This window comes from Pseudomonas sp. 3MA1, assembly GCF_029237275.1.
GTDB lineage: Bacteria > Pseudomonadota > Gammaproteobacteria > Pseudomonadales > Pseudomonadaceae > Aquipseudomonas > Aquipseudomonas fluorescens_AP.
Genome location: NZ_JAACFX010000003.1, coordinates 1 through 26,197, shown reverse-complemented (window position 1 = coordinate 26,197; position 26,197 = coordinate 1). Strand labels below are relative to the sequence as shown.

At 65.9% G+C, this 26,197-nt stretch carries 22 protein-coding genes; 3 read left to right on the top strand and 19 right to left on the bottom strand.

From position 1 onward, the window contains the following. Positions 1–29: 29 nt before the first annotated feature. Genes GWQ44_RS09030 through GWQ44_RS09020 form a run of 3 tightly spaced genes read right to left on the bottom strand, consistent with a single transcriptional unit; the run spans position 30 to position 2,930 of the window. Entirely contained in the window at positions 30–1,094 is a 1,065-nt protein-coding gene (locus GWQ44_RS09030) for a 2,3-butanediol dehydrogenase (protein WP_275927084.1), read from the bottom strand. Further along, positions 1,091–2,362, bottom strand: a complete 1,272-nt coding sequence (locus GWQ44_RS09025; RefSeq protein WP_275927083.1) for an MFS transporter — start codon at positions 2,360–2,362, stop codon at positions 1,091–1,093. Before GWQ44_RS09025 ends, GWQ44_RS09030 begins: the two co-directional genes overlap by 4 nt. Positions 2,363–2,396: 34 nt before the next feature. Continuing rightward, positions 2,397–2,930: a 2,4'-dihydroxyacetophenone dioxygenase family protein gene (locus GWQ44_RS09020; RefSeq protein WP_016963327.1), complete on the bottom strand. Its 534-nt coding sequence runs from the start codon at positions 2,928–2,930 to the stop codon at positions 2,397–2,399. A 307-nt stretch (positions 2,931–3,237) separates the two neighbouring features. Between GWQ44_RS09020 and GWQ44_RS09015 the strand changes: the two genes are divergently transcribed. Next, positions 3,238–4,206 carry an AraC family transcriptional regulator gene (locus GWQ44_RS09015; RefSeq protein ID WP_103741163.1) on the top strand — a complete coding sequence of 323 codons (969 nt, stop codon included), beginning with the start codon at positions 3,238–3,240 and terminating at the stop codon, positions 4,204–4,206. 22 nt (positions 4,207–4,228) lie between these two features. Here the strand turns inward: GWQ44_RS09015 and GWQ44_RS09010 are convergent, their stop codons facing one another. From GWQ44_RS09010 to hpaB, 7 genes are all read right to left on the bottom strand, one after another. Then, positions 4,229–4,489, bottom strand: a complete 261-nt coding sequence (locus GWQ44_RS09010; RefSeq protein WP_047304795.1) for a hypothetical protein — start codon at positions 4,487–4,489, stop codon at positions 4,229–4,231. 444 nt (positions 4,490–4,933) lie between these two features. Then, on the bottom strand, positions 4,934–6,055 hold the full coding sequence (locus tag GWQ44_RS09005) for a class II histone deacetylase (protein ID WP_275927082.1): 1,122 nt from the start codon (positions 6,053–6,055) through the stop codon (positions 4,934–4,936). A gap of 67 nt (positions 6,056–6,122) precedes the next feature. Further along, complete coding sequence (locus GWQ44_RS09000; protein ID WP_275927081.1) at positions 6,123–7,286, bottom strand: MFS transporter; 1,164 nt, start codon at positions 7,284–7,286, stop codon at positions 6,123–6,125. A gap of 24 nt (positions 7,287–7,310) precedes the next feature. Then, positions 7,311–8,183, bottom strand: coding sequence for a transporter (locus GWQ44_RS08995; protein WP_275927080.1), 873 nt, complete (start codon positions 8,181–8,183; stop codon positions 7,311–7,313). Between the two features lie 136 nt (positions 8,184–8,319). Then, positions 8,320–9,297: a helix-turn-helix transcriptional regulator gene (locus tag GWQ44_RS08990; RefSeq protein ID WP_047304791.1), complete on the bottom strand. Its 978-nt coding sequence runs from the start codon at positions 9,295–9,297 to the stop codon at positions 8,320–8,322. A 203-nt stretch (positions 9,298–9,500) separates the two neighbouring features. Beyond that, a complete protein-coding gene (gene hpaC / locus GWQ44_RS08985) occupies positions 9,501–10,013 on the bottom strand; it encodes a 4-hydroxyphenylacetate 3-monooxygenase, reductase component (RefSeq protein WP_042941747.1) in 513 nt (170 codons plus the stop codon). Positions 10,014–10,216: 203 nt separating this feature from the next. Further along, the gene (gene hpaB, locus GWQ44_RS08980) at positions 10,217–11,779 is read right to left on the bottom strand and encodes a 4-hydroxyphenylacetate 3-monooxygenase, oxygenase component (RefSeq protein WP_275927079.1); all 1,563 of its coding nucleotides are present in this window, start codon (positions 11,777–11,779) and stop codon (positions 10,217–10,219) included. 366 nt (positions 11,780–12,145) lie between these two features. Here hpaB and GWQ44_RS08975 point away from each other — a divergent pair, with 366 nt between their 5' ends. Both GWQ44_RS08975 and GWQ44_RS08970 read left to right on the top strand, forming a co-directional pair. Next, on the top strand, positions 12,146–13,771 hold the full coding sequence (locus GWQ44_RS08975; protein ID WP_103741159.1) for a methyl-accepting chemotaxis protein: 1,626 nt from the start codon (positions 12,146–12,148) through the stop codon (positions 13,769–13,771). An 85-nt stretch (positions 13,772–13,856) separates the two neighbouring features. Then, positions 13,857–15,056, top strand: coding sequence for an aminotransferase class I/II-fold pyridoxal phosphate-dependent enzyme (locus GWQ44_RS08970; protein WP_275927078.1), 1,200 nt, complete (start codon positions 13,857–13,859; stop codon positions 15,054–15,056). A gap of 138 nt (positions 15,057–15,194) precedes the next feature. Here GWQ44_RS08970 and GWQ44_RS08965 read toward each other — a convergent pair whose 3' ends face one another. From GWQ44_RS08965 to GWQ44_RS08925, 9 genes are all read right to left on the bottom strand, one after another. Next, positions 15,195–16,190 carry a D-glycerate dehydrogenase gene (locus GWQ44_RS08965; RefSeq protein WP_275927077.1) on the bottom strand — a complete coding sequence of 332 codons (996 nt, stop codon included), beginning with the start codon at positions 16,188–16,190 and terminating at the stop codon, positions 15,195–15,197. 19 nt (positions 16,191–16,209) lie between these two features. After that, the gene (locus GWQ44_RS08960) at positions 16,210–17,505 is read right to left on the bottom strand and encodes an MFS transporter (protein ID WP_275927076.1); all 1,296 of its coding nucleotides are present in this window, start codon (positions 17,503–17,505) and stop codon (positions 16,210–16,212) included. 78 nt (positions 17,506–17,583) lie between these two features. After that, positions 17,584–18,546 (bottom strand): sugar kinase, encoded by a 963-nt coding sequence (locus tag GWQ44_RS08955; protein WP_275927075.1) that lies wholly within the window; start codon positions 18,544–18,546, stop codon positions 17,584–17,586. Then, entirely contained in the window at positions 18,539–19,321 is a 783-nt protein-coding gene (locus tag GWQ44_RS08950) for a TIM barrel protein (RefSeq protein ID WP_275927074.1), read from the bottom strand. The genes GWQ44_RS08955 and GWQ44_RS08950 overlap by 8 nt, the downstream gene beginning before the upstream one ends. Positions 19,322–19,387: 66 nt before the next feature. Continuing rightward, positions 19,388–20,404: a LacI family DNA-binding transcriptional regulator gene (locus GWQ44_RS08945; RefSeq protein WP_275927073.1), complete on the bottom strand. Its 1,017-nt coding sequence runs from the start codon at positions 20,402–20,404 to the stop codon at positions 19,388–19,390. Between the two features lie 156 nt (positions 20,405–20,560). Beyond that, positions 20,561–21,493, bottom strand: coding sequence for an alpha/beta hydrolase (locus GWQ44_RS08940; protein WP_275927072.1), 933 nt, complete (start codon positions 21,491–21,493; stop codon positions 20,561–20,563). A gap of 87 nt (positions 21,494–21,580) precedes the next feature. Then, positions 21,581–22,522: a choline ABC transporter substrate-binding protein gene (locus GWQ44_RS08935; RefSeq protein WP_275927071.1), complete on the bottom strand. Its 942-nt coding sequence runs from the start codon at positions 22,520–22,522 to the stop codon at positions 21,581–21,583. A gap of 280 nt (positions 22,523–22,802) precedes the next feature. Beyond that, entirely contained in the window at positions 22,803–24,647 is a 1,845-nt protein-coding gene (locus GWQ44_RS08930) for an HAF repeat-containing protein (RefSeq protein WP_275927070.1), read from the bottom strand. Between the two features lie 621 nt (positions 24,648–25,268). Next, entirely contained in the window at positions 25,269–25,910 is a 642-nt protein-coding gene (locus GWQ44_RS08925; RefSeq protein WP_275927069.1) for a DUF1345 domain-containing protein, read from the bottom strand. Positions 25,911–26,197 lie beyond the last annotated feature (287 nt).

Sequence of the window (26,197 nt, the reverse complement as noted above, 5' to 3'; positions counted from 1 at the left end):
TTTTTGTCTTGAGTGTTGAAGCCGATGGGTCAGGCCTCGGCCAGGGCCGGCGTCGGGTTGACCAGCACCTTGATCTGACTCTTGTCTTGCAACAGCGCCTCAAAGCCCTGTTCCACCGCCTGCTCCAGGGCCAGGCAGCGGGTCACCACCCGGGACAGGTCCAGGCGTCCGCTGGCCAGCAGCTCGATCAGTTCGGGATACACCTGGCGGTAGCCGACGCTGCTGAGCAGGCGCAGTTCGTTGTTCACCAGATAAAAGGCATCGAATTGCACCTGGCCCATCAGGCCCACCAGTACCGCTTCACCGCCCTTGCGCAGGCAATGCAGGGCATGGCTCAGGGTCTGCTGGCTGCCGGCGGCCTCGAAGGCGGTGTCGAGGCCGCCAGCGCTCAGTTGCCGCAGGCGCTCCTGCAGGTGCGGATCGCGGCCGTCCAGGGCAGCCGAAGCGCCGAGCTCCAGGGCCAGGCGCCGGCGCTCGGGGTCCAGGTCCACGGCGTAGATGCGCTCCACGCCCCGCAGCCGGGCCAGCAGGATCAGCAGCAGGCCGATGGGCCCGAGGCCAAACACCACGCAACTGTCGCCGGCCATCAGGCTGCTCTGGTTCAGGGCGTGGTAGGCCACCGCCGCCGGCTCCAGCACCGCCGCTTGCTTGAAGCTCACGCCCGCCGGCAGGCGGTGCAGCATGTAGGCGGGCACCAGCGCCTGCTCGGCAAAACCGCCGTCGCCCATCAGGCCGATAAAACCCATGGATTCACAGAGGTTGTACTGGCCGATGCGGCAGTACTGGCATTCGCCGCAGCGGTACTCCGGCTCCACCGCCACCCGCTGCCCCAGCAGGCTCGGGTCGACGTCGGGGCCCAGGGCCGTGACCTGACCGCAGAACTCATGGCCCAGGGTCAGTGGCGCCCGACAGCCGGACAGCGGATGGACCTCGTGCTGGGGAATCGAGTGCGGCCCATCGGCGTATTCATGCAGGTCGCTGCCGCAGATACCGCAGTAGGCCACCTGCAGCAGGACTTCCCCGGGGCCGGGTTGGCGCAGTTGCACCTGGCTCAGGCGCAGGTCGCGGGCGGCGTGCCATTGCAGTGCTTTCATGGCTGGTTTCCTTGCAGGACAGAAGAGGCGCTGGCGTGCTGGCGTTGTTGTCGCGCCAGCACGGCGGGAGCGGTTTCCTTGAGGAACAGCGCCAGTACCGCTGCCAGCAGGGCACCGCCACAGGACATCCACATGACGATGGACAGGCCGAAGCGGTCGGCGGCGAACCCGGCGATGGTCGGGGCGACGAAGCCGCCCACCAGTTCACCGATGCCCATGATCAGGCCCAGGGCGGTGGCCATGACTTCACGGGGCACGGTCTCTGCCGGAATGGTGGCCATGAACAGGGTGAAGCAGCCCAGGCCGGTGTAGGTCAGCAGCATCAGGACCCCGAGCATCCACGGCGAAGACGCGTAGAGCAGGGCGATCGGGCAGCAGGCGGCGATCAGCGAGAACAGCACCAGGGTCGGGCGTCGGCCGATGCGGTCGGAGATCGCCGGCACGCCGAAGCCCCACAGCACCCAGGCGCCGCCCAGGCAGCTCATCACCGTGCCCATGCTGGCCGGGCTGTAGTCGCGGACCTTGACCAGAAAGGTCGGGGTGAAGGAAATCAGAATGATGAACCAGGTCAGGAACACGCAGCTGATCAGGGTGCAGAGCACGATGTTGCGGCTTTTCAAAAGAGCCAGCCGATGCCCGCCGCCGTTGCCCGCTACCACCTCGACGCGAGGCTCGCGGTGGGGGCGGTCGGCTTGCACGTAGCGCCAGATCAGCAGGGCAATCAGCAGCCCGGGAAGCAGCGAGACGATAAAGGCGTGGCGCCAGCCATAGGCTTCGGCCAGGCCGATCAGCACCGGCGGGCCGATCACCGCCCCCAGCAAACCGGCGGCCGAGCCTTGCAGCAGACCCATGTTCAAGCCCCGACGCTGGGGCGAGGAGGCCTCGACCATCAAGGATTGCGAGAGCGGCAGGATCGGTCCTTCCGCCAGGCCCATGATGGCGCGAAACAGCAGCAGGCTGAGGAAGCCGGTGACCAGCCCGGACAGGGCCGAGCACAGGGAAAACAGCAGCACCGCGACGATCAGCAGCGGCTTGCGCACCCCGCGGCGGTCCGACCAGGCGCCCACCAGGGCCCCGGACACGGCCCAGGCCAGGGCCAGCACCGACGACAGCATGCCCAGGTGGCGGTTGCTCAGTTGCAGTTCGTCGGCCATGAACGGAAACAGGAAGGACAGCGCCAGACGATCGAAAAAGACAAAGCCGAAGGTCAGGAACAGCACCCCGAGCAAGGTGTTCTCGTAACTGGCCTTGTTGTTTTTATAAGCCATGGTGGTTCTCCAAAGGAGGTGTGAGCGGCCCAGGTCAGCGAAACAGGGTGTCGATATGGGCCGCGCCGAGGCCGATCTTTTCGTAGTGTTCGCGGCACAGGGCGATGTAGGAGTGCACATCGAAATAGCCGTCCGGCTCGCCTTGTTGGTCGAGCCAGATCAGCGGGCCCTTGACGATGAAGAACACCCGCATCGGCTGCTCGTGTTCATAGGCCACCAGGGTGTGGCCTTCGCCCGGGGTTTCGTAGACAAAATCCCCGGCGCTGGCCGTCCATTCGTGCTCCAGGTAGCCCCACTTGCCGGACAGGGTGTAGGCGAAGACTTCGTGGGGGTGGTAGTGGCGGTTGACCAGCCCGGCGCTGCGGGCCATGAGGATGTCGCACCAGCGGTTCTCGCTGGGGGAAATCCACAGCGGTCGCGACGACACGGTGTCGGTGAAGGGCACGTACAGGCTCAGGTCGTCGCTGGCGGCGTTGGGCAGGTAGACCTCGGGCTTGGCGTCGGGCTTGAAGCAGTCGGCGATGGGCTGCAGGTCTTTCCAGAATTCACGGGTGGCGGCTTCAGGCATGGTCGACCTCGATTGTTGTTATAGGGGGCGTCATGGGGATGACTGAGGCGACTTTAGGCCCACGGGTAAGGGCCGGTTTGATCGAATCGGACCGGTTTGTTGTCTGTTTCGGACGGGGATTTTTCCCAGCGCAAACAGCGATGGGATGAGCTCGTTCCGGCGAACGGCTGTCACTGCGTTTCAAGTTGACAGCGCATATAGTTCAGATGTTAATGAATGGCCGCGAGCCGCAGATCATGCGGTCCCTGGTGCCCGGACGCGGCCTTGCCGTCCGGGGAATATCCCGCCGCCCATGAGAAGAACAACAATGTCTCCATGCGCCTTGCTCGAAACCCGACACGCCAGCACCCAGGCCGTCGAACTGGATCAACGCCTGAGGTTCTGGGAGGACTACAACGCCAGCACCCTGGTGGGCCTCAAGTGCAATTCCTACGCCGAGAGCGGCTTTCGCGCGCGCCAGGACAACCTGCAACTGAGCGCCATGCGCCTGGCCTGCATCGTCGGCAACCAGCATGTGGTGGAGCGCGACAGCTCGATGATCCGCGGCGTGCCCAAGGAGTCGATCTTCGTCTCCCTGGTCAGCGGCAGCGGCTCGTTCTTCTATCAGGATGGCGCCTGCCAGGTGCTGGAGCCGGGCGAGCTGGTGGTCTATCGCACCGACAAGCCCTACCTGTTCGGCTTCTCCGGGGCGATGCGCCAGTTCATCTTCGACATCCCCCAGGTGCAGTTCGCCGAGCGCTGCCTGAAACGTTTCGACCGGCCCCTGAAGATCGGTGTGCACAGCGGCGTGCAGCGCCTGCTGCTGCGCACCCTGGGCGAACGTACCCGGGCCTTCTTCCAGCAGCCACTGTGTGGCGAGGCCGAGGCCTACCAGGAACAGGCCTTCGAACTGCTGGCCAGCCTGATTGCCGGGCAAGTGGGCGAGCGGCCGATCAACGCCTTGAGCGGGGCCTATCTGCTGGCCGCCAAACAGTGCATCCAGGAGCAACTGGCCGACCCGTCCCTGAGTTGCGAGCGGGTGGCGGCCCAGACCGGTATCTCCCCCCGGCATCTGGCCCGGCTGTTTGCCCTGGAAGGCACGCTGCCCAGCCGCTTCATCCTGGAAAAACGCCTGCACCTGGCCCGCCAACTGCTGGGCAGCCCCCAGGGAGCGGGCCTGGACATCAGCGAGATTGCCTATCGCCATGGCTTTGCCAGCCAGGCGCACTTTGCCCGGGCGTTCAAGGCCCGTTATCAGCTGACCCCCAGTGAGGCCCGGGCGCGAAAGTCGTCATAGCCGGGGCGTTGCCCGCGCGGTTTCAGTCCGCCGTATCCGTCGGCGGCGTGCTCCCGGCGGCCCCGGGGTCGGCTGGCGCCGCCTGTTCGGAGCCGCGACGCAGCGCGTCGAGGCCGCAGCTGTGCAACAGATCGTCCAGCGGCTCCTTGGCGGGATTCGCCAGCGCCGGTTCCAGCGGGCCAGGGGGAGGTTCGCGCAATTGTGCCGCGAGTTCCAACAGGCGCGCGCGAGCCTTCTGCCAGAAGTAGATTTCGTCGAGGTATTGCTGGGTCTTGCGGTCCATGGACATCTCCTTTGTCTCAGCGGATAGGCAAGCCCCCGATCAGTGGCAAATCCTGACAATCGGGGAGGGCGGGCAAGCAGACGGACAGGCCCCGGCGCGCGACACACCCGCTCCCGAAGGCAAGGGCGCGTTGCTGCAGCACGCGAGGGTTCTTCCAGGGGTGAACGGCGAGGAATCGGACCTGTGGGTCAGGTTATTGAGGAGAGAATAGAAAACCTTTGGCCATCGTCAGAGCGAATGTGCCGTGGTCGTACACAAGGCGGCCGGGCGAGGAGCGGCGGCCGGGCATCGGCATCGGGCCGCGCACGCCGCTCAAGCGGCGCCGCTCGCCACCCAGTGGCGCGAGGATGCGGAGAAGGGGTTGTCAGGCAGGGGGAAGGCAGGCGGTGGCTGATGCCCGGCGTCACGCCGCTGAACATCAGCCCCGCCAGGAAGCCGGGCGGGTCAGCCAGCGGCAGCCGCTATGGCCGCGGCTTGACGGTCCAGCAACTGGCGCTGAAAGGCCGCGAAGTCCGGTTTGGGCTGCTGCTGGCGGACGAATTCCAGCATCGGGTCCTGGACCGCAGTACGGATGCCCGACAGTGCCTCCAGGGTCGCCAGCCCGCAAAACGGCACGTAGGCCTCGGAGTAGCCACCTTCATGCACCAGCACCAGGCGCCCCTGGCACAGGCGCTCGGCGGCGTCGCGCAGGCACTGGGTCATCTCGCGGAACGAATCGCTGTGCAGCAGCATCCGCGCCAGCGGGTCCACGGCGTTGGCGTCATAGCCGCAGGCAACGATGATCAGCTCGGGTTCGAAGCGCTCCAGGGCCGGCACCACGATCTGTCGCATGGCGTACAGGTAGGCGTCATGGCCGCCACCGGGCAGCAGCGGGACGTTGATGTTGCAGCCCAGGCCGGCGCCGCGCCCGCGTTCGTGTTCACCGCCGTAACCCGGCGGAAAGCAGCCGTCCTGGTGCAGGGACAGGGTCAGTACGTCGGCCCGTTCCTCGAAGATCGACTGGGTGCCGTTGCCGTGGTGCACGTCCCAGTCGATGACTGCCACCTTGGCCAGTCCGTGGCGGGCCTTGGCGGCTTCGATGGCGATGGCGATGTTGGCCAGGAAGCAGAAGCCCATGGCCTGGTCGGCGCTGCAGTGGTGTCCCGGTGGCCGCGACAGGGCATAGGCATTGTCGGCTTCGCCACTGAGCACCGCGTCCACCGCGGCCAGGGCCAGACCGGCGGACAGCTTGGCGATTTCATAGCTGCCCGGGCCCACCGGTGCTTCATCCCCCAGGTGGCCGCCGCCGGCATCGCTCAGGGCCTTGAAGCGTTGCAGGTAGTCGGCCGGGTGCACCCGCAGCAGGTCCGTTTCGCTGGCCGGTGGAGCGCTGCGCACCTGCAGTTGCCGGGTCAGGCCGCAGACGTCCATCAGGCTTTTCAGGCGGCGCTTGGTTTCCGGTGATTCGGCGTGTCCGGCGGCGGACGGCGGTTGCACCCAGCCGCCTACCGGCAGGGTCAGCACATGGGGGCCGCCGCTGTGCCACAGGCAGAGTTCATCGAAGAAGAACGCGGTTTTACAGGTCATGGTGATGTCCATTTTTCAGGGAAAAGGGTGAGGGCAGCCCCGGCAAGCCCTGGCTGCCCGGGGCTGGCTAGGGCGCGGGACGGCAACCGAGCACCAGCGCCAGGGAAACCAGGGTGACCACCGCGCCCCCCAGCAACAGGCCCTGGAAGCCGCCGCTGCTTTCGATCAGGCGCCCGGCGAGGCTCGGGCCTATGGCCAGGCCGGCACTGATCACCAGGTTGGAGGCATTCATCAGCCGGCCGCTGCGATCCATCTCGGCCATGCGCGCCAGGATCAGCGGCAGGATGAAGGTCCAGGTGAACTTGAACACCAGCGCCGCCAGGGCGAAACGCGCCAGTTGCGGCTGGTCCAGAAGCAGCAGCACCGAGCCTGCCATCAGGCCGTAGCCCAGCAGGAGCAGGGCGCTGCGGGGCAGGCGGTCGCCGAACAGGGTGGCGCACAGCGCCCCGACGATGCCCATCAGGGTGGCGATGGCCAGGATGTCGCCAGAGGTCTGGGCCGAGAGGCCGGACTGGCTGCCGATGGCGCCGATAAAGGTCCAGACCCCGCTGAGGCTGATGTAGAAGGTGAGGATGCCGAGGATCCCCAGCCCCGCCTTGAGCCGGGAGATCGCCGGAGCCGGCGGCGCGTCGGCGCCCGGGCGCGTGGCCCCCGCCGGAAAGCAGCGGACCAGGGGCAGGCACAGGGTCATCAGCAGCGCCAGGATCAGGTAGCAGGCGCCCAGGCCGAAGCGTTGGAAGAGCATGGGCAGCAGGCTCAGGCCGATGGCCCCCAGCACCAGTTGGCCCATCACCCAGAAACCGTAGGCACGGCTGGGCGTGGGGCTGGCGGCGGCGCTGGCCAGGCAGATGATCATCAGCGAGCCGCCGGCCAGGGCGCTGCCAAAGCGCGCCATCAGCAGCAGCGAATAGTCGTGGGCCAGCATCGACAGCAGGTTGGCGACGATGAACAGCAGGGCGCTGCACAGGGCGGCGCGGCGCCAGTCGATGTGTTTCAGCCACCAGATGGCCGGCAGCGTGGCCAGGCTCATGGCCCCCAGCTCGGCGGAAAACAGGTCGCCGATCTGGGTGGGACTCAACTGCCATTGACTGGCCAGTTGCGCGGCAATGGCCGGGGCCGTCAGCAGCACCGCGGGGGTGATGGCGGCGAACAGCACGATGGCCGCCAGCAGCCCCAGAGACGGGTGACACAGGTGTGAGGTGACGCTCAAGGTGGGGTTCCGGGTGTTCATGGACAGGCTCCGCAGGCAAGGGGTTCAGAACACGTGGACCAGGCGCAGCAGGGCGTCGGTGCCGGCAAAACCGTTCTCGGTGGCGACGTTCTGCGACAGGCTGAACAGCAGCTGGTTCTGCTTGTCCAGCCAGTGCCCGAGCTCGAAGCCGACCTGGGTGTAGCGCTTGTGGGTGTCGTCGATGCGCCGGTCGTTGATCCGCAGTTCGCCGCCATCGGCGTGGATGAGGCGCAGGGCGCCGTAGGTCGAGGGGGTGAAGTCGTAGGAGGCGAAGGCCTGCAGGCGATAGAGCGGGTCCTGCTTCAGGTCGCTGCCGAAATAGTCGTCGTTGGTGCCATAGAGCTGGGCTTCGAGGTTGGCCTCCAGCACCCATTTCTGCCCCAGGCCCTGGGTGTAGTTGTAGACAAAGGTCGTGCCCCAGCGGTTGGCCCCGGGGGACACGTCCGGGTTGCGCCCGTGGTACTCGCCCAGCGGCAGCGTGACCAGGGTCAGCAGGCCGCTGTAGGTGCGGGTTTCTGGCTGGTTGATGAAGAACAGCGTGCCGCCCACCTGGGGATCGCCGAAGCCGCTTTCGCCGCTGCGGCGCTCGGCGCCGGGCAAGCGGGCGCTGATGTCGGCGAAGGGCACGATGAACTGCGGGGTGCACAGGGTGCCGCACAGGTCGCTGAAGAACACCTGGCGGTAGGCCATGGCGTTGATCCGCAGATCGGCCTTGCCGCTGCTGTCGGCCGGGCCGTGGAAATCGCCGGCGCGGGTGGCGGGCAGGTAGAGCACGCCGAGGCTGGTGCCCGCGGGGGCGGCGAAGAAGTCGCGGGCGTTGAGGTCCGCGGCGTTGAGCGACAGGCTGGCCAGGCAGCCAGCCAGGGCCAGGGCGGTACGGGTCGGAATCCTTGTCATGGTCGGTGCGTCTCTTGTAGGTGTTGTTATTCGGCGAACGGCTCGCCGGCACGCGGCAGTGGGGCAAAAAACAGGCAAAGGCTGCCCGTGGCCGTCAAACGCGACGGCGCAAGTCAGTGCGGATTAACGGTCTGGATCAGTCGGGCGGGGCGTGGAGCAACTGGGCGATGCGCGCCTTGTCCTTGACTCCGAGCTTGCTGTAGATGGCGCGGATGTGGTGGCGCACGGTGTTGGGCGACATGCCCAGCTCCCGGGCCACTTCCTTGTAGGTCTTGCCGTCGCCGAAGCCCTGGGCGACGGCGTTTTCCCGGGGGCTGAGCTTGGGCAGCAGGGCGCGGCTGCGGGCCGCCAGCAGGTACAGGTCGCCCACGGCCGAGCAGTCGATCTGCAGGCGCTTGCCCTCGAAACCGTTGCTGTCCAGGGCCATGGGCAGTTGCGGGCCGTTCCACCGTGGCCATTCATTGAGCAGCAGGTCGACAAATCCCCGTTCGGCGCACTGCAGCACCCCACGCTGATCGCACACCGCCAGGGCCAGGTTGCGCGGGCGACTGAGCTGTTCGCGCATCGCCACCAGGGTGCGGATCTGATTGGCCGACACCGCCGCCACCAGGTGCAGCATCAGGTTGTTCAGCAGGTGGCAGTCGTCCTGGGTGAAACGCGGCGCGCCCGGGGCGCGGTACAGCGCCAGGTGGTTGCTCAGTTGGGTATGAGGGTCGATGTGCACCACGCACAGCAGTTCGCCGATCTGGTACTGGCGGCCCAGCCAGTTGAGGCCCGGGCCGTTGTCCGGATCGGTCATGTCGACGATCACTGCCCGTCCCGGCACCTCGTGCACCCGGCGCACGGTGACATCGGTGTGGCGGATCGATTGCCAGTCCGTCAGGTAGCTCGGCGGCAGGCGGTACAGGTAGCAGCTGTGCTCGTCCGGCAGGCCGTCCACCAGGGCGGCGCGGCCCCACCAGGCGCTGTCGAAGGGCAAGAGTCTGCCGATGCGCGCCAGGGCATGGGGGTGAAGGCTTTCGATGTCCTTGTGCTGCGCCAGTTGCTGCAGGTCCAGGGTCAGCTCGCTGAAGGCCTGCAACAGACTGGCCGGAGCCTGATCGGGTCGGTTCATGGGTCTGTACCTCTGTGCGACGTTGTTATTGTTTTCGTCACGGAAGGGGTTGAGGACCGTACGCCTGGGGGACGTGGGCAGGGCCTGGTGCGAGTATCGATGGCTGGGGCGGCCACCGCCATCCTACAGATGCAGGAGGTGGCCCATGGCCTGGAGGCAGAGGGTGCAACCAGGCCGGGACAAGCGAGGAAGGGGGGCGGCGCTCAGGCCGCCGGGCAGGGGTGCTGCAAACGGTGGAAACAGCGGCTGAAATACACCAGCGAGTCGCCTTGCTCGCGCACGCTGATTTCATCCAGTTCCACCAGCATCACCGAGTGGGTGCCGATTTCCTGGACCTCGGTGATGCGCCCCTGGAGGCTGGCCAGGGCGTCTTCCAGCACCGGCAGGGCCTGCCGGCCGTCGCGCCAGGGGTGCAGGCCGAAGCGCTGGTCCATGGCCACCCCGGTCATGCCGGCAAAATGCCGGGCGACGTCTTCGTGCTCGCCGCCGAGGACGTTGATGCACAGCTGGCCGTTGCCCTTGAACACCGGGTTCAGGGCGCTGTTGCGGTTGACGCAGACCATCAGGGTCGGCGGGCTGTCGGTGACCGAGCAGACCGCGGTGGCGGTGATGCCGCAACGCCCGGCGGGGCCGTTGCTGGTGATGACGTTGACCGCAGCGGTCATGTGCGCCATGGCGTTGCGAAAGGCAAGTTGCTTGGGATCGAGTACAGGCATGACGAATTCCTCGTGGACGCAGGGCAGCCGGGTGTCTGGCTGCCAACGCGGGGCTGACGGCGGGCTTGGCCTTTAGGAGCCGGCTTGCCGGCGAAGCGGGCCTGGAGGCTTGTGGTGCCCTGGCGGGCGTCTTCGCTGGCAAGCCAGCTCCTACACAAGCCAGCTCCTACATGAGCTAGTTCCTACACACGCTGGCTTCGTGGCTATTGGCGGATGCGGTCCAGCATGTTGATGTCGTCGGGGTTGCTCAGGTGCGGCACGGTCCAGCCGTCGAGGTCGTAGTCGCCCAGGCACCGGTCCACCAGGTCGGTCATGGCCTTCATCGAGCCGCTGGCCTGGGCGTGGCGCAGGCACTGCATGCGGATCTCGTCCTGGCTGCCGGCGTAGTTGATCTCGTACAGCTCGTGGCGGCCACCGAACTCGGTGCCGATGGCGTCCCAGAGCAATTTGAGGATCTTGATCCGCTCTTCGTGGTCCATGCCAGCGGAACCCCGGCAGTAGGTACTGAGGTACTGGTTGAGCACCGGGTCCTTGAGGTCGCGGGAGCCGGACGGCAGGTAGATCAGGCCGCTGGCCACCACCTGCTCGATGATCTTCTTGATGTCGGTGTAGGCCTGGGGCGCCAGCACCCGGTAGGCTTGCAGGGCCTGGGTGCTGGGCAGGTAGACGCCGTTCATCCATTCGCTGGCGTTGCCGTGCATGGCGTCGGTCAGCGACCAGAACAGGTTGCGCCAGGCCACCACTTCGCCGACCTGGGCCTGGACCCCGCGAAACTCCAGGGAGCCGGTGCATTGCAACGCCTTGACCAGCAGACCGGTGATGAAATCGAGCTTGACCGCCAGCCGGGTGCAGCCCTGCATCGGGAACAGGCGGCCGAAACCGCCTTGCGGGAACCACTGGCGGCAGCGCTCGAAGTCGCGGTAGATCAGCACGTTCTCCCAGGGGATGAACACCTTGTCCATGATCAGGATCGCGTCGTTCTCGTCGAAGCGGCTGGACAGCGGGTAGTCGAAGGGCGAGCCGGTCATGCCGGCCTGCAGTTCGTAGGACGGGCGGCAGATCAGCTTCATGCCGCGGGTGTTCATCGGGGCGATGAACATCAGGGCGAAGTCGGTGTTGTCGCCCAACAGTTGGGCCGAGCCCTGGCCGACGAAGTTGTAGTGGGTCAGGGCCGAGTTGGTGGCCACCACCTTGGCGCCGCTGACGATGATCCCGCCCTCGACTTCCTGGTCCACCGAGATGAACACGTCCTTGACCTGATCCACCGGTTTGTCGCGGTCGATGGGCGGATTGACGATGGCGTGGTTGAGGTACAGGCAGGCTTCCTGGATGCGCTTGTACCAGGTGCGGGCGTTGTCGGCGAAGCGCCCGTAGAACTCCGGGTTGGCCCCCAGGGCGCTGCCGAAGGCGGCCTTGTAGTCGGGGCTGCGGCCCATCCAGCCATAGGTCAGGCGCGACCAGTCGGCGATGGCGTCGCGCTGCTGGCGCAGTTCATCGGGGCTTTTCGCCGAGCGGAAGAATTTGTGGGTGTAGCCGCCGTTGCCGGTGTCGGTGTCCCAGCACAGTTGTGACTGGGTGGCCGGGTCGTGCAGGGCGTCGTACAGGCGGGCCATGGAAGCCGCCGAATTGCGGAAGGCCGGGTGGCTGGTGACGTCCTTGACCCGGTCGCCATAGATGTAGATTTCACGGTCATCGCGCAGGCTGGCCAGGTATTCGGCACCGGTCAGCGGGCGGTGGGTTGCGGCACGAAAGTCTTCAGGTTTCATATCCAGTCTCTGCGTTGTTGTTATGGACTGGGCCCATGATGGGCAGGCGCCGACCCTGAAAAAATGGCTTTTCCGGCGAATGACTTGCACTTTCCATGGCACCAAGGCGCCAGGCGCGAGGCATTCGATACTGGCCCTTGGCTGCTTTATCGATTCACTTCCAGCGCAGCTGTATCAGGCTTGAAACACTTGTCACATTCAGAAATATTTTTGCGAATCAGCCGTATAAAAGCTCAAGTTCGGCCGATATCTCATACAGGCCCACGGGTTTTGCGTGCGTGGTGCCCCTGTCGGTGCAGCCCCTGATGCGCCAGACGGTCAATGGCATGGATGCACGCCGCCCCGTTCTCCTTCGAGAGTCGCCCTATGTCCCTGCGTAACCTGAATATCGCCCCTCGTGCTTTTCTCGGTTTTGCCTTCATTGCCCTGCTGGTCGTGGTGCTGGGGGTGTTTGCAGTCAATCGCATGTCGATCATCCGTGAGGCGTCGCTCGACATGGAAAGCAACCAGCTGCCCAGCGTCGGTTTTCTCGGCAACCTCACCGAGAACGTGCTGCGCCTGCGGATTCTTTCGTTCCGGGTGCTGGTCAACCGCGATCCGGCGGGCCTGGCCGAAGCCCAGACGCGCATCGGTGTGCTGGTGGACAAGGTCCGGCAGGCCCAGTCCGGTTACGCGGCGCTGCCCATGGTTGGGGAGGAGGCCGACCTCTACAAAACCTTCGCCCTGACCCTGGAAAACTACCTGCAGGCGCAGAAGGAAATGCTCGAACTGTCGCGCCAGGACAAACTGGATGAGCTGCGCAACCTGATCAACACCCGGATCAAGGACGGCACCGACCAGATGGGCGAGCAGTTGAACAAACTCATCGCCATCAACGCCGCCGGCGCCAGGAGCGCTTCCCAGGCCGCCGGCGAGCACTACAGCGGGGCCATTACCGGGATCGTCATCGTCGCGGTGATCGCCGCCTTGCTGACCATCGTCCTGGCGCTGTTGCTGACCCGCAGCATCGTCACTCCCCTGAACAAGGCGCTGAGCGCCGCCCAGGTCATCGCCGGGGGCGACCTGCGGCAGGTCATCGAGGTCGACGGCAAGGACGAACCGGCGCGACTGCTGCGCGCCTTGTCCGAGATGCAGGCCAGCCTGCGCCGGACCATCGAACAGATCGCCGGCTCGGCGACCCAGCTGGCCTCGGCCTCGGAAGAACTCAGCGCGGTCACCGAAGAAGCCTCCCGCGGGGTGCAGCAGCAGAACACCGAGATCGAGCAAGCGGCCACCGCGGTCAATGAAATGACCGCGGCGGTGGAGGAGGTGGCGCGCAACGCGGTGTCCACGTCCGAGGCTTCCCAGCAGTCGACCCAGACGGCCCGCGAAGGCCGTGACCGGGTGGTGCAGACCGTCGAGGCGATCCAGACCATGGCCCAGGACGTGCAAAGCACCTCGGTGATGATCGAAGGGCTGGCGACCCAGGGCCGGGACATCGGCAAGGTGCTGGACGTGATCCGCGCCATCGCCGAGCAGACCAACCTGCTGGCGCTCAACGCCGCCATCGAGGCGGCCCGGGCCGGCGAGGCCGGGCGCGGCTTTGCCGTGGTGGCCGACGAGGTGCGGGCCCTGGCCCATCGCACCGCCCAGTCGACCCAGGAAATCGAGAAGATGGTGGCCGGCATCCAGAACGGCACCGGCGAGGCCGTGGAGTCCATGCAGCAGAGCAACCAGCGCACCCAGAGCACCCTGCAACTGGCCCGCGCCGCCGGCGAATCCCTGGAGCAGATCGCCCAGTCCATCCATCAGATCAACGAGCGCAACCTGGTGATCGCCAGCGCCTCGGAAGAGCAGGCCCAGGTGTCCCGTGAAGTGGACCGCAACCTGATCAACATCCGTGACCTGGCCACCCAGTCGGCGGCCGGTGCCGACCAGACCAGCGCCGCCAGCCACGAGCTGTCGCGCTTGGCGGTGGACCTCAACACCCTGGTGGGGCGTTTCGTGATCTAGGAGCACCAACGGTGGTGCCGGACGCTCGACGAGCGCCCCGGCAGCACCTAGGGTTTTGCCTGAGGCATCTTTCATGGAGAAAGCGATGCGCTACTCAGCCCTGACCCAACGGATCGCCGGTGAAGGTTCCGCGGCCTGGAACATCCATTACCGGGCCCTGGCCCTGCGTGAGCAAGGCCGGGACGTGTTGCTGCTGACCGTCGGCGACCCGGATTTCGACACCCCCAGGCCGGTGGTCCAGGCGGCGATCGACAGCCTGCTGGCCGGGGACACCCACTATTCGGACGTGCGCGGCAATCTGGCGCTGCGCCGCTGCATTGCCCGGCACCACCAGCAGCGCAGCGGACAGATCGTCGACGCCGAACACGTGGTGGTCCTGCCCGGGGCGCAATGCGCGGTGTTCTCCGTGGCCCAGTGCCTGCTCGATCCGGGGGACGAGGTGCTGGTGGCCGAGCCCATGTACGTCACCTACGAAGGCGTGTTCGGTGCCTGCGCAGCGCGCATCGTGCCGGTGCCGGTGCGCGCCGAGCAGGGCTTTCGCGTCGACCCGCGGGACGTGGCGGCGCGGATCACCCCGCGCACCCGGGCCATGCTGCTCAACAGCCCCAACAACCCCTCGGGCGCCAGCCTGTCCCTGGACGACTGGCAAGCCCTGGCGCGGCTGTGCTTTGCCCATGACTTGTGGCTGATTTCCGATGAGGTGTATTGCGACCTGCTGTACGAGGGCCGGCACTTCAGCCCGGGCAGCCTGCCGCGCATGGGCGAGCGCACCGCCACCATCAACAGCCTGTCCAAGTCCCACGCCATGAGCGGCTGGCGGGTGGGCTGGGTGATTGCCCCGCCGACCCTGGCCGGGCACCTGGGCAACCTGTCCCTGTGCATGCTCTACGGCCTGCCGGATTTTGTGCAGAACGCCGCGGTGGTCGCCCTGGACCGCGAGCTGCCGGAAGTGGCGCAGATGCGCGAAGAGTACCGGCGCCGCCGGGATCTGGTGTGTTCGCTGCTGGGCCAGTGCCCGGGCCTGACCCCGATCCGCCCGGACGGCGGCATGTTCGTCATGGTGGATGTGCGCAGCACCGGGCTGGACGCCCAATCCTTCGCCGACTGCCTGCTGGAGAGCCACGGCGTCTCGGTGCTGGCCGGCGAAGCCTTCGGCCCCAGCGCCGCGGGGCACATCCGCATCGGCCTGGTGCTGGACTGCGAGCGCCTGGCCGAAGCCTGCCGGCGCATTGCCCTTTGCACCGGCGAACTCCTCGAACGCCGCCCGCCAAGCCGCCAGCCGTAGACGCCGGCGAGGCGGCGTGCCGTTGGCCCTGACCCGGGCGATCTTCCCGTAGGAGCCGGCTTGCCGGCGAATTGGCCATCAGCCTCGCATCGCCCTGGTGGACGCCTTCGCTGGCAAGCCAGCGCCGTGGTCAATCCGTCAGCCGGTCTGTCGTGTCCTGAGGTTCCAGGCGGCGCTATTGACCAGGTTCGGCGGGCGCTGGCCGGACAGCGCCGCCAGCAGGTTGTCCACCGCGCAGCGGGCCATGGCTTCGCGGGTTTCGTGGGTGGCCGAGCCCATGTGCGGGGTGGCCACGACATTGGGCAGTTGCAGCAGCGGCGAGTCCGGGTCCAGCGGTTCGCGCTCGAACACGTCCAGCCCGGCGCCGCGAATCCGTCGCGCCTGCAAGGCTTCGATCAAGGCCGCTTCGTCCACCACCTTGCCCCGGGAAATATTGATGAAGATGCTTTCCGGGCGCATCAGCGCCAGTTCACGGCGGCCGATCAGCCCCTGGGTCTTATCGGTCAAGGGCAGGGTCAGGCAGATGAAGTCGGCCTCTTGCAGCAGTTGCTCCAGGCTCCGGTAGCGGGCATTGAAGCGTTGCTCCACCGCCGGCTTGGGGCTGTTGCTGTGGTAGATCAGCGGCATGCCGAAGCCGAAATGCCCGCGCTGGGCCAAGGCCTCGCCAATGCGCCCCATGCCGATGATGCCCAGGGTCTTGCCGTGCACGTCGCTGCCGAAATGCAACGGACCGATGTTGCGCTGCCATTGCCCGGCGCGCACCAGGTTGGCCAGTTCCACCACCCGCCGGGCGGTGGCCAGGATCAGCGCGAAGCCGGTGTCGGCGGTGGTTTCGGTGAGCACGTCCGGGGTGTTGCTGAGCAGGATGCCGCGTTGGGTCAGGTAGTCGATGTCGTAGTTGTCGACCCCCACCGAGACACTGGCCACCGCTTGCAGGCGCGGCGCCAGGTCCAGCAGTTCGGCGTCCAGGCGCAGGCTCGCGCCCAGCAGCCCGTCGGCGCTGGGCAGGGCCTGGCGCAGGGCCGCAAGGCCACTGGGGCCGAGGTCTTCGATCAGGGTGACCGCGGTCTGTTCCTGCAGGCGCGCCATCAGCGACGGCGAGAGTTTCTTGTACAGCACCAGGTGTTTTTTCATCACGGTTCTCTGTGGCGATTCAGGAGTGGGCCAGGCGGCGTGGCAGGGGCAGGCCCTTGGCCCGAGGCGCGCCGGCGCCGGGTGTCAGCAACAGGGTCAGCAGCACCGAGAGCAGCAGCGCGCCGCTCATCAGCAGGTAGGAGGCCCCCGGCGAGCCGGTGCTGCTGTTCAGGTAACCCACCAGGTAGGAGCCGCCGAAGGAGCCCAGGGCGCCCATGCTGTTGATCAGGGCCATGGCGCCGCCGGCCACGTTGGCCGGGAGAATCTCCGGAACGATGGCGAAGAACGGCCCATAGGGCGCGTACATGCAGGCCCCGGCGATCACCAGCAGGCCGTAGGACCACCAGAAGTGCTCGGCCCCCAGCAGGTAGGAAGCGTAGAAGGCGATGGCCGCCACCAGCAGCGGCGGCCAGACGAAGCGCTTGCGCTGCTGGGTGCGGTCCGAACCCCAGGACACCGCGAGCATGGCGAACACCGCCGCCAGGTAGGGCAGGGCCGAGAGCCAGCCGGCCTCGACCATGTCCATTTGTGCGCCGTGCTTGAGGATCGACGGCAGCCACAGGACGAAACCGTAGACCCCGATGCTCCAGCAGAAAAACTGCAGCGCGAGGAGGATCACCTTGGGCGAGCGGAAGGCCTCGGCGTAGTTCTTCACCGCCTTGATGCCTTGCTGTTCGGCGGCCAGGGCGTTTTCCAGGTCCTGCTTCTCCTGGGCGCCGAGCCACTGGGCCTGGCTGGGCCGGTCATCGGCCAGGCGCCACCAGATAAAGGCCCAGAGCACCGCCGGCAAGCCTTCGACGATGAACATCCAGCGCCAGCTGAAGTGCTCCACCAGGTAGCCGGAGACCACCGACATCCAGAGCATGGTCACCGGGTTGCCGAGGATCAGGAAGGTGTTGGCCCGGGAGCGTTCGGCGCGGGTGAACCAGTGGCACAGGTACACCAGCATCGCCGGCATCACCGCCGCTTCCACCACCCCGAGCATGAAGCGGATGGCGATCAGCATGTAGGCGTTGGCGACGATCCCGGTGAGGGTGGCCAGGCCGCCCCAGAGGATCAGGCTGACGAAGATCAGCTTCTTCACGCTGCGTTTTTGCGCGTAGATCGCCCCCGGCACCTGGAAGAAGAAATAGCCGAGGAAGAACAGCGCCCCCAGCAGCGATGACAGCCCCGGGGTGATCTGCAAGTCGTCGGCCATCCCCGAGGCGGCGGCAAAGCCATAGTTGGCGCGGTCCAGGTAGGCCAGGCTGTAGGTGATGAAGACCATCGGCATGATGTACCACCAGCGGCGGGCGGCGAGTTTGAGGCTGTCCATGAAAGTTCTCCTGAGCTTGTTGTTTTTGTCGCAACAGGTGGTTCTGGGGTTTTGTTCGCATGTGCGCGATGCCGGCGCCTACAGGGCGCAGGCGGTTTTCAGGGGCGCTGCCGGGTCCGGCAGTTCGTGGCGTCGGGGCAGGCCTTCCATGTCGCCACGGCTCTGTATCGCGCGGCTGCCGATCCAGTTGGCCCGCTGCACCGCTTCGATCACGCTGCGGCTTTCCAGCAGGGCGCTGATCAGGCCCACGGCGAAGGCATCGCCGGCGCCGACGGTGTCCACCACCTGGGGCACCGGCACGCCAGCGACGAAGCCGGCGTCCAGATGGGTGCGGTAGTAGGCGCCATGGGCCCCGAGCTTGATCACCACGGCTTCGGCGCCCTGGTCCAGGTAGAACGCGGCAATGTCCGCCGGGTCGTCACGGCCGGTGAGCAGGCGGCCCTCGCCGAGGCCCGGCAGCACCCAGTGGGCCAGGGCCGCGAGGCGGTTGATCTCGCGGATCATCAGCGCTTCGCTGGCCCACAGGGCCGGGCGCAGATTGGGATCGAACGACACGCTGCGGCCGTTGGCGCGCTGGGTGCGCATCAGGTGGCCGGACAGCTCCCGGGCCGAGTCCGAGAGGGCCGGGGGAATCCCGGTGGCGTGCAGGTGGCGGGCCTGGAGCAGGGCCGGGGCCAGGTCGTCGAGGCTCAGGTGGCTGGCGGCCGAACTGCGGCGGAAGTACTCGACCCGCGGGTCATCGCCGGTTTCTTCCCGGGACTTGAGCTGAAAGCCGGTAGGGTGCAGCGGGTCGCGGCGCACGAAGCGGCAGTCCAGGCCCTCCGCCTGCAAGGTGTCGAGCACGAACTGCCCGAGGGAATCGTTGCCGACCCGGCTCAGCCACGCCACCTTGAAACCCAGGCGCGACAGGCCGATGGCGACGTTGCTGTCGGCCCCGGCAATGCGCTTGTGAAAGTGTTCGACCCGGGCCAGGTCGCCGCTGTGTTCGGCGACGAACATGGCCATGGTTTCACCGAAGGACAGAATATCGATCTCAGACATGGGCAGGCTCCAGTCGCGACTGGCCCAGGCCCGCCAGCAGGCCGACCTGCTCGGCGCTCACCTGCAGCAGGTCGGCGCCTTGCAGCGGGTATTCCACGGCCCGGGTCAGCCCTTGAGTCATGTGCCGCAGCAGGTGTTCCCACTGCTGCAACTCCGAGGCCTGTGGCGCTACGGCCACCCGCTTGCCATCGGCGCGCAGGCGCACGGCCTTGCAGTGCACGTAGGCCACGTGCCGGCCCAGCAGGCGCGCGGCATCGAGCGCCGACTGCGCCTGCCACTGCCAGTTGCCGATATCGAAGGTCATGCGCAGCGGCAGGTTCAGCGCCTCCACGGCGCTGAAAAAACGCTGGAAGGGTTCGATGCGGCCACCGTGTGCGGTCTGGTCGTTCTCCACCAGCAGCCGCACCGGCTGATCCGCCAGCAGGCTGGCGAGGCTGCGCAGGTCGTGATGCGCGCCGAAGTGACCGAGGGACACCTTGAGGTCGCGGGCGCCGAACGCCCGGGCCCGTTGCAAGGCGGCGGCGAGTTCGAGGTTGGGTTCGCGGCGCTCGGCCTGCCACAGCTCCAGGGGCGAGGAATACACGCTTTCCAGGCCATGCTCCACGGCGCTTTGCGCCAGCTGCGCGGGGTCTTCGTCGCTCAGCAGCTCTTCGCGCCATTCAATGCAGGACGCGCCAGCGGCGGCCACCAGGGGGATGAAATGCGCCTGGCCGTGCTCGCGCACAAGGTCCGCGCCGTAGCTGGACAGGCTGATGGAAACGGGGGATCGCTGCATGTCTATGACCTCTGAAACCGGTTTCATTTTTGTTCGAAAAAAGCCGCGGGGTGCTTGCCCCCGCCGTTACAACGCGGTGGAGCCGCGCACGATCAATTGCGTCGGAAAATCCACCACCCGCGGCGCGGCGTCGTCGCCCTGCAGGCGCTTGAGCAGGCAGTGGAAGGCGCTGGCGCCGATGGCGGCGGTGGGCTGGGCCAGGGCCGTGATGCCGCTGCCCACCAGGGGGTACCAGTCCAGGTCGTCGAGGGCGATCAGGCCGACGCCCTCGAACAGCGGGCACTGCAACTCGCGCAGGGCACGGGTCGCCGCCAGGGTCGCCACGCCGTTGGCGCAGAACAGCGCCTTGGGCCCGGGCCCGGGGGTGTCGAGAAAGTCTTTCAGGTGACGGGCCAGGGCCTCGCCGGTTTCCAGGGACTGGCCGCGCAAGGCCGGGCGCCGGGCGATCTCGGCCTGGAACGCGGCGCTGCGTTCGAGCCGCGAGCTGGTGCCGTCATGGGGTTCGCTGACCAGCAGCAGGTCGCGGTAGCCCTGGTGTTCCAGGTGGTCGATGGCGCTGTGCACCGCCGCCGGGTTGTCCAGGCCCACCAGATCGGCGTGCAGGGGATCGAGCTTGCGGTCCACCAGCACCAGGGGCATTTCCTGCTGCAATTCCAGCAACTGCTCCAGGTGGTGGCCCAGGGTGTTCACGATCAGGCCTTCGATGTTGTAGGCCCGCAGGTTGGCCAGGTGCCGGGCTTCCTGTTCGTCGTCGCGGTCGGTGTTGCACACCACCAGGCTGTAGCCGTGCTGGCGGCAGGCGGTTTCCACGCCGTGCATCACGGCAATCGAATAGGGGTTGCGGATATCCGCCACCAGCATGCCGATCAGCCGCGTGCGCCCGCGCTTGAGGCCGCGGGCCATCTGGTTCGGGCGGTAGCCCAGCGCGTTGATGGCTTGCTCGATGCGCAAGGCGGTGGCAGCGGAAAGCAGGGCGCGGTCTTCGCCGATAAAGCGCGACACGCTGGCCTTGGAGACTCCGGCATGACGGGCGACATCGAGCATGGTGACGCGATTGCGCTGGGCGGCGGAAAACGGATTCACGGGCGACGACCTTATTCTTGGAATGATCGGTTTGCAGTCTTTCCGAGGATGGCGCTGAAACCGGTTTCAGGAAACCGCAAAACCCATTCTGCCGTCAAGGGCGCAACGTCGATAAATCTGCATCAGGACCGCAGGTGGCTGACCAACGGCAGGGGCTCAGGGCTGCTCAAGGAACTGGCGCAGGGCGCGCAGCAGGGCGGCATACAGCGCATCGACTTCCGCCGCCAGTCCCCTGGCCCGCAGGCAGCCATGCACCAGGCCCAGGCCCGGGTACAGCTGGCTGGCGACGCCGGCCAGCAACAGGCGCTGGTGATAGCACTGGCCGTCGTCGCGCAAGGGGTCGAACTCAGCCTGCGCGATAAAGGCCGCTGGCAGGTGACGCAAATCCTCTGCCAGCAGCGGCCGGGCATAGGGCGAGGTGGGTTCGGGCTCCGGCAGGTACAGCGCCTGGAAACAGTCCAGGTCGCTGCTGCTGAGCAGGGGCGCGTCGGCGCACTGGCTGCGCGAGGGCAGGTTGGCCGCGCCACCCAGCCCGGGGTAGACCAGCACCTGGGCGGCGGGCAAGGGTTCGGCGGCGTCGCGCAGGGCCAGGCACAGGGCCGCGGCCAGATTGCCCCCGGCGCTGTCGCCCATCACCAGTCGACGACGGCGATCCAGCGGCACCGGGCCCAGGCCCTGTTCCAGGGCGCGCCATACTGCCAGGCAATCGTTGAAGGCGGCCGGGAACGGGTGTTCCGGGGCCAGCCGGTAATCCACTGCGATCACCAGCACCTGCAGTTCGCTGGCCAGATGGGCGGTGATGAAATCGTGGGAGTCCAGGCTGCCCAGCACCCAGCCACCGCCGTGCAGGTACAGCAGCCAGGGCCAGCCGCATTCCGGGGCGGCGCGCTCCGGGTGATAGAAACGCAGCGGCACCTGGGCCCGTTGTCCGTGATGCACGGCGAGGCCGGGCGGATGGGCCGGAGTGAAATCCCGGCACATGCGCTCATAGCTGGCGCGCAGTCCCTGGAGGCTGCTGTCGGTGCTGGTGTAACTCAGGGTGCGCTGGACGAAGGCCGCCAGCTCGGCAGAAAGCGGGTAATGGCTCATGGATAGCCTCACAGGGGTAGGAACTGTCTTGCCAGCGAAGGTCCGTGAGGCCTCCTTCGCCGGCAAGCCGGCTCCTACGGAGGGCGGTTATAGGTTGGCTTTGACCGCGGCCACGCCATCGCCGCCGTCGAAGGTGGTCACCCCCGTCAACCAGCGCTGCAGGTCCTCGGGGTATTCGCGCAGCCACTGTCGGGCCACGTCCTGGGGCGTCTTGCGCTGCATGATCGGCACCATCAACTGGCTTTCCTGGGCCGCGCTGAAGCTCAGGTTCTGCAGCAGTCGATACACATTGGGGCAGCGCTCGGCGTAGTCCGGCGCGGTCACCGTGGACACCGTGGCCGCCCCCTCGTTGGGCCCGTACACGTCTTCGCTGCCGCTGAGGTAGGTGATGGCCATGTTGATGTTCATCGGGTGCGGGGTCCAGCCGACGAACACCACGAATTCCTTGCGATTGATCGCCCGCTGCACCGCCGCCAGCATCCCGGCCTCGCCGGATTCGATCAGCTTGAAGCCCTTGAGGCCGAAGTGGTCGGTGTCGATCATGGTTTTGATGGTGGTGTTGGCGCCGCTGCCGGGCTCGATGCCGTAGATCTTGCCCCCCAGCTGGTCCTTGAAACGAGCAATGTCGGCGAAGGTTTTCAGGCCCGCTTGCGCCACGTAGTCCGGCACCGCCAGGGTCGCCTGGGCGTCGGTGAGGCTGGGCCGGTCCATGACCTTGACCTGCCCGGCCTCAAGGAAGGGCGCGATGTTCTGGTCCATGGCCGGCTTCCAGTAGCCGAGGAAGATGTCCAGGCGCTTGTCGCGGATGCCGGCGAAGATGATCTGCTGCACGGCGCTGGTCTGCTTGCTGTCGTAGCCCAGCCCGTTGAGCAGGACATCGGCCACGGCGCTGGTGGCGATCACGTCGGTCCAGTTGACCACCCCCATGCGCACGGCCTTGCAGGATGGGGGCTCGGCGGCCCAGGTGGAGGCACTGAGCAGTGCAGTGGCGCAGAGGAGCAGGAAACCACGCTTGAACGGTGTTTTCATCAGAGGATCTCTTGCGGCAGGTGGCTTGTTGTTCAGAGCGGCGTCTTGTTGCGCCGTGCTGGCCACCTTACGTGGCCCTGATGGTCCGGGAAACGCTCTGCGGCGACCGGCTTTTGCCCTGTGGCGACTGCCCGGGCGCACTTCACGCCCGCAGGCTCATCCAGGTCGCGATCAGCAACAGCCCTGGCGGTTGGCCGTAGTGCCAGGGCTGGGGTGTTGCAGTGTGGTGCAGCCTCGGTTGGGCTGATCGGCAATAGCGCGAAACAGGGCAGGGTCGCTATCAGAACCGATAGGTAAAGGCGGTTTGAATACCGGTCGTGTCGTTGCCGCCCGGTTCCTGTGTCCAGAACACACCGGCATGCACGGCGCTGTGCTGGTCCAAGGTGTAGCTTGCCCCGGTGCTCGCGGCAAAACGGGTGTAGTGCTGTTTATCGGCCTGGTAGGTATAGCGTCCCAAGTCATCCATGCGGGCTTGAAAGGCATCCTGGTCTTTGTTCAGGTCCTGGATCAGGCCCAGGTTGGCATTGAGTTCCAGCTGTTTTGTCAGGCGCTTGGCGGTCCGTACGCCGGCGTTCAGGCTGGTCACCGAACGGGCCATTTTTGCGTAGCTGGCCGCCATGACGGCGCCGCTGTGCTCGCTATAGCCTTGGCGGCTGACTTGAGTCTGGCTGAGGCCGATGTAAGGGGTCACGGTCAGGCTATCGAGCCGCAGGCCATAGCCACCCTCGATGCTGAAGGCCTTGCCACGCAGGCTCGAACGCCCTTTACCGGCTTCGGTATAAGCCAGTTGTTCACGGCGGATATCGACCTTGGACGACAGGTAGGCCGCCGCCAGACGCCCCTGCCAACCCAGGCCCTGGCCCGATTCGTCCACGGCAACGAACATCGCCACTGCGGGTGCGCTGGACCCTGCCTTGGTGTAGTTGTCCGGCAACTGTTGATCGAGGTTCTGATCCAGGGTGATGCCCAGACGCAGATGTTCGCCCGGGCGGGCGCCCAGGGTCAGGCTCGTGGAGGTTTGGCGAGTCTCGCGGTTTCTGCTGTAGCTGGGGCCAACCCCGATGCAGAACGCGCCGCTGTCGATCTGGCACTCCTGGCTCATCAAACGATCCAGTTGCGCACTGCGCAGGTCCAGGACTCCCCATGCCTGATGGGCGCTTTTGGCCATCGCGGTCCGGGTGTTGTCCAGATCAAGCAGGTGAGTGCCGGTTTCCGTGATCTTCCACAGCGCGGCGTGCAGGGCGCCATTCGCCGTTTGGCTCATGCCGACGGCAATATTGCCGTCGGCGGACACGGCAGTCGCTGCCGACTGTTGGCCGCCCAACGTGCCCAGATCGATCATGCCGTCGGCATCGGTGTGTCTGAAGGCGTGGCTATCGCCCTCTGCAGTGATGGCAAACCCGACGACAACGCGGCCGTCGGCGGACACCGCGTGAGCACTGGAGTCGCCCCCCCAGGAACCGAGCCCGACCATGCCGTTCTCGTCAGTGTGTTTAAACGCTTGAGTAGCGCCGGTGATTGTTTCTGAACTGCCCACCACCACCAGGCCGTTGGCGGATACTCCCCAGGCCCCGGAGGCTGTTCCGCCAAGCGTGCCCAGGTCGGTCATGCCGTTGGCGTCGGTGTGCTTGAACGCGTGTTGTACGTTCGAAGCGGAATCGATGTCCGCCAGCCCCACGACAACGCTACCGTCACCGGACACCGCAGTTGCCAGGGCGTCGCCACTGTTGTCTGCCTTCAAGGTCCCCAGATCGATCATGCCGGTCGCCTCCGTGTGTTTGAAGGCACGAGTCCTCCCTTGGAGATTCAAGGAGTCGCCAACCACCACGGCGCCGTCAGCGGATACGCCATTGGCGCTGGATGACGCGCCGCCCAATGTGCCCAGATCGATCATGCCGGTCGCATCGGAGTGCTTGAAGGCATGAGCCGAGTCCGGGGTAGCCGCTTTTCCCACGACCACACTGCCGTCGGCGGAGATGGCATAGGCCAAGGAATAATCTCCGCCCAAAGTGCCCAGATCGACCATGCCAGTCGCATCGCTGTATTTGAAGGCGCGATCTTCGTTTGTGTCTGATGTTGTGTTTACCGCGATTACACGACCGTCAGCGGATACGCCGAGGGCCATGGAGTAGTCGTTACTTGAAGAACTTAAATCAATACTTTCGATGGTAGTGAGTGCATGGGACTGCGCTGAATAAGCAACGCTGTATAGCAGGGCGATAGCTGTTACTGCGGATGGGTATTTCAACGTTTTAACCTTTTTGACGAAGCAGAAAACACAACAGCCCGTAGAAGTTACAGGCTGCTTTTGCTGGTGGCTGATTGCTATAGGGTCTATGGGGTGGGCGTGCGGGAGCTCTATTACAGGTGCTTTGGTCTTTTGCGCATGGCGAGGTCGGCGAATTTCAGGCGTTCAGCAGGGGGAGTTACTTTAAAGCGAGGAACTAACGCCACGTGGTTAGTTGGTTAAGCCCAGGGTTTTAAAAGCCGGCCATTCTATTTTTAGTATGGGGACGGGTCTTTAAGATAAATCTGAAAATGAGTTTGAAGTGGTGGGGCGATTTATTGGGGAGTTGGATCAGTGCAACTGATGTTAGTTGATTGGCGCTGCAGGCCGTTCGCATTGGATCAATTGCGGTTGCCCAGCCTGGCACTCGCTATGCGGCATTCCGGACGACGCCGTCGCGATTCTCACGGACGATCCCGCGAAGCGGCCAGGATCGGGTTCAAGTTGTCTTGGACTGGTTCAGCCGAACAGCCCGGCGGCGATATTGATGGAGAAACCCAGGATCGCGGTATTGAACAGAAAGCCGATCAGCGACTGGGCCAGGACGATCCGCCGCAACTCGCGAGTGGCCACGCCGACGTCCGAGGTCTGCACCGCGACGCCGATGGTGAAGGAGAAATACAGAAAGTCCCAATAGTCCGGATCGGTCAGGCCCTCGGCGAAGCGCAGCGCCGGTTCCTTGCCGTTCCAGGTGTAGTACAGGCGCGCATAGTGCACGCTGAAAATCACCCCCACCAACAGCCAGGAGCCGATCACGGTGAAACCGGTGAAGGCGTAGTGCAGCAGGCGTCGGGTGGTGTCCAGGTCCTTGCTGCCGGCCAGTTCCAGGGTGATGGTCACCAGACTGGCGATGGCCGCGACACAGACGATCAACAGCACCAGCCCGGCGTTTTCGTCCTCGGCTTCGGCGATGCGTTTGACCTGATCGGCCCGGGCTCGCACGGTGAGCCAGAACATCAGCGCCAGGTAAGTCCAGACGGCGGCGTTCCAGCCGATGAGGATCTTGCTGATCAGGGTCTCGGCAGGGGCCAGAAAGCCCACGGCGCAGCCGATCAGCACGCCGATGGTCAGGCGGGGGTGGGTGCGGATGACGATGGACATGGTGGCTCGCAGCTTGGGGAAGAAGGGGGGAACAGTAGCATTGGGGACGGGGGGCGGTTTAGGGTTTTGCTGTTGCGGCGAGTGGGATGGGGTACATATCTGTTGCTGCGGTTATGGCCGCTGGTGGTTTTGCCTTTATGGCTGGGGAGTGGTGTACATATCCGTTGCTGCGGTCACGGCCACTTAGGGTTTCGCCCTTACGGCGAGTCCCTTTTGTCAAACGCCACAAAAGGAACCAAAAGGGCTTGCCGGTATGACTCACCCACATAGGTAACAAACCAGTTCAA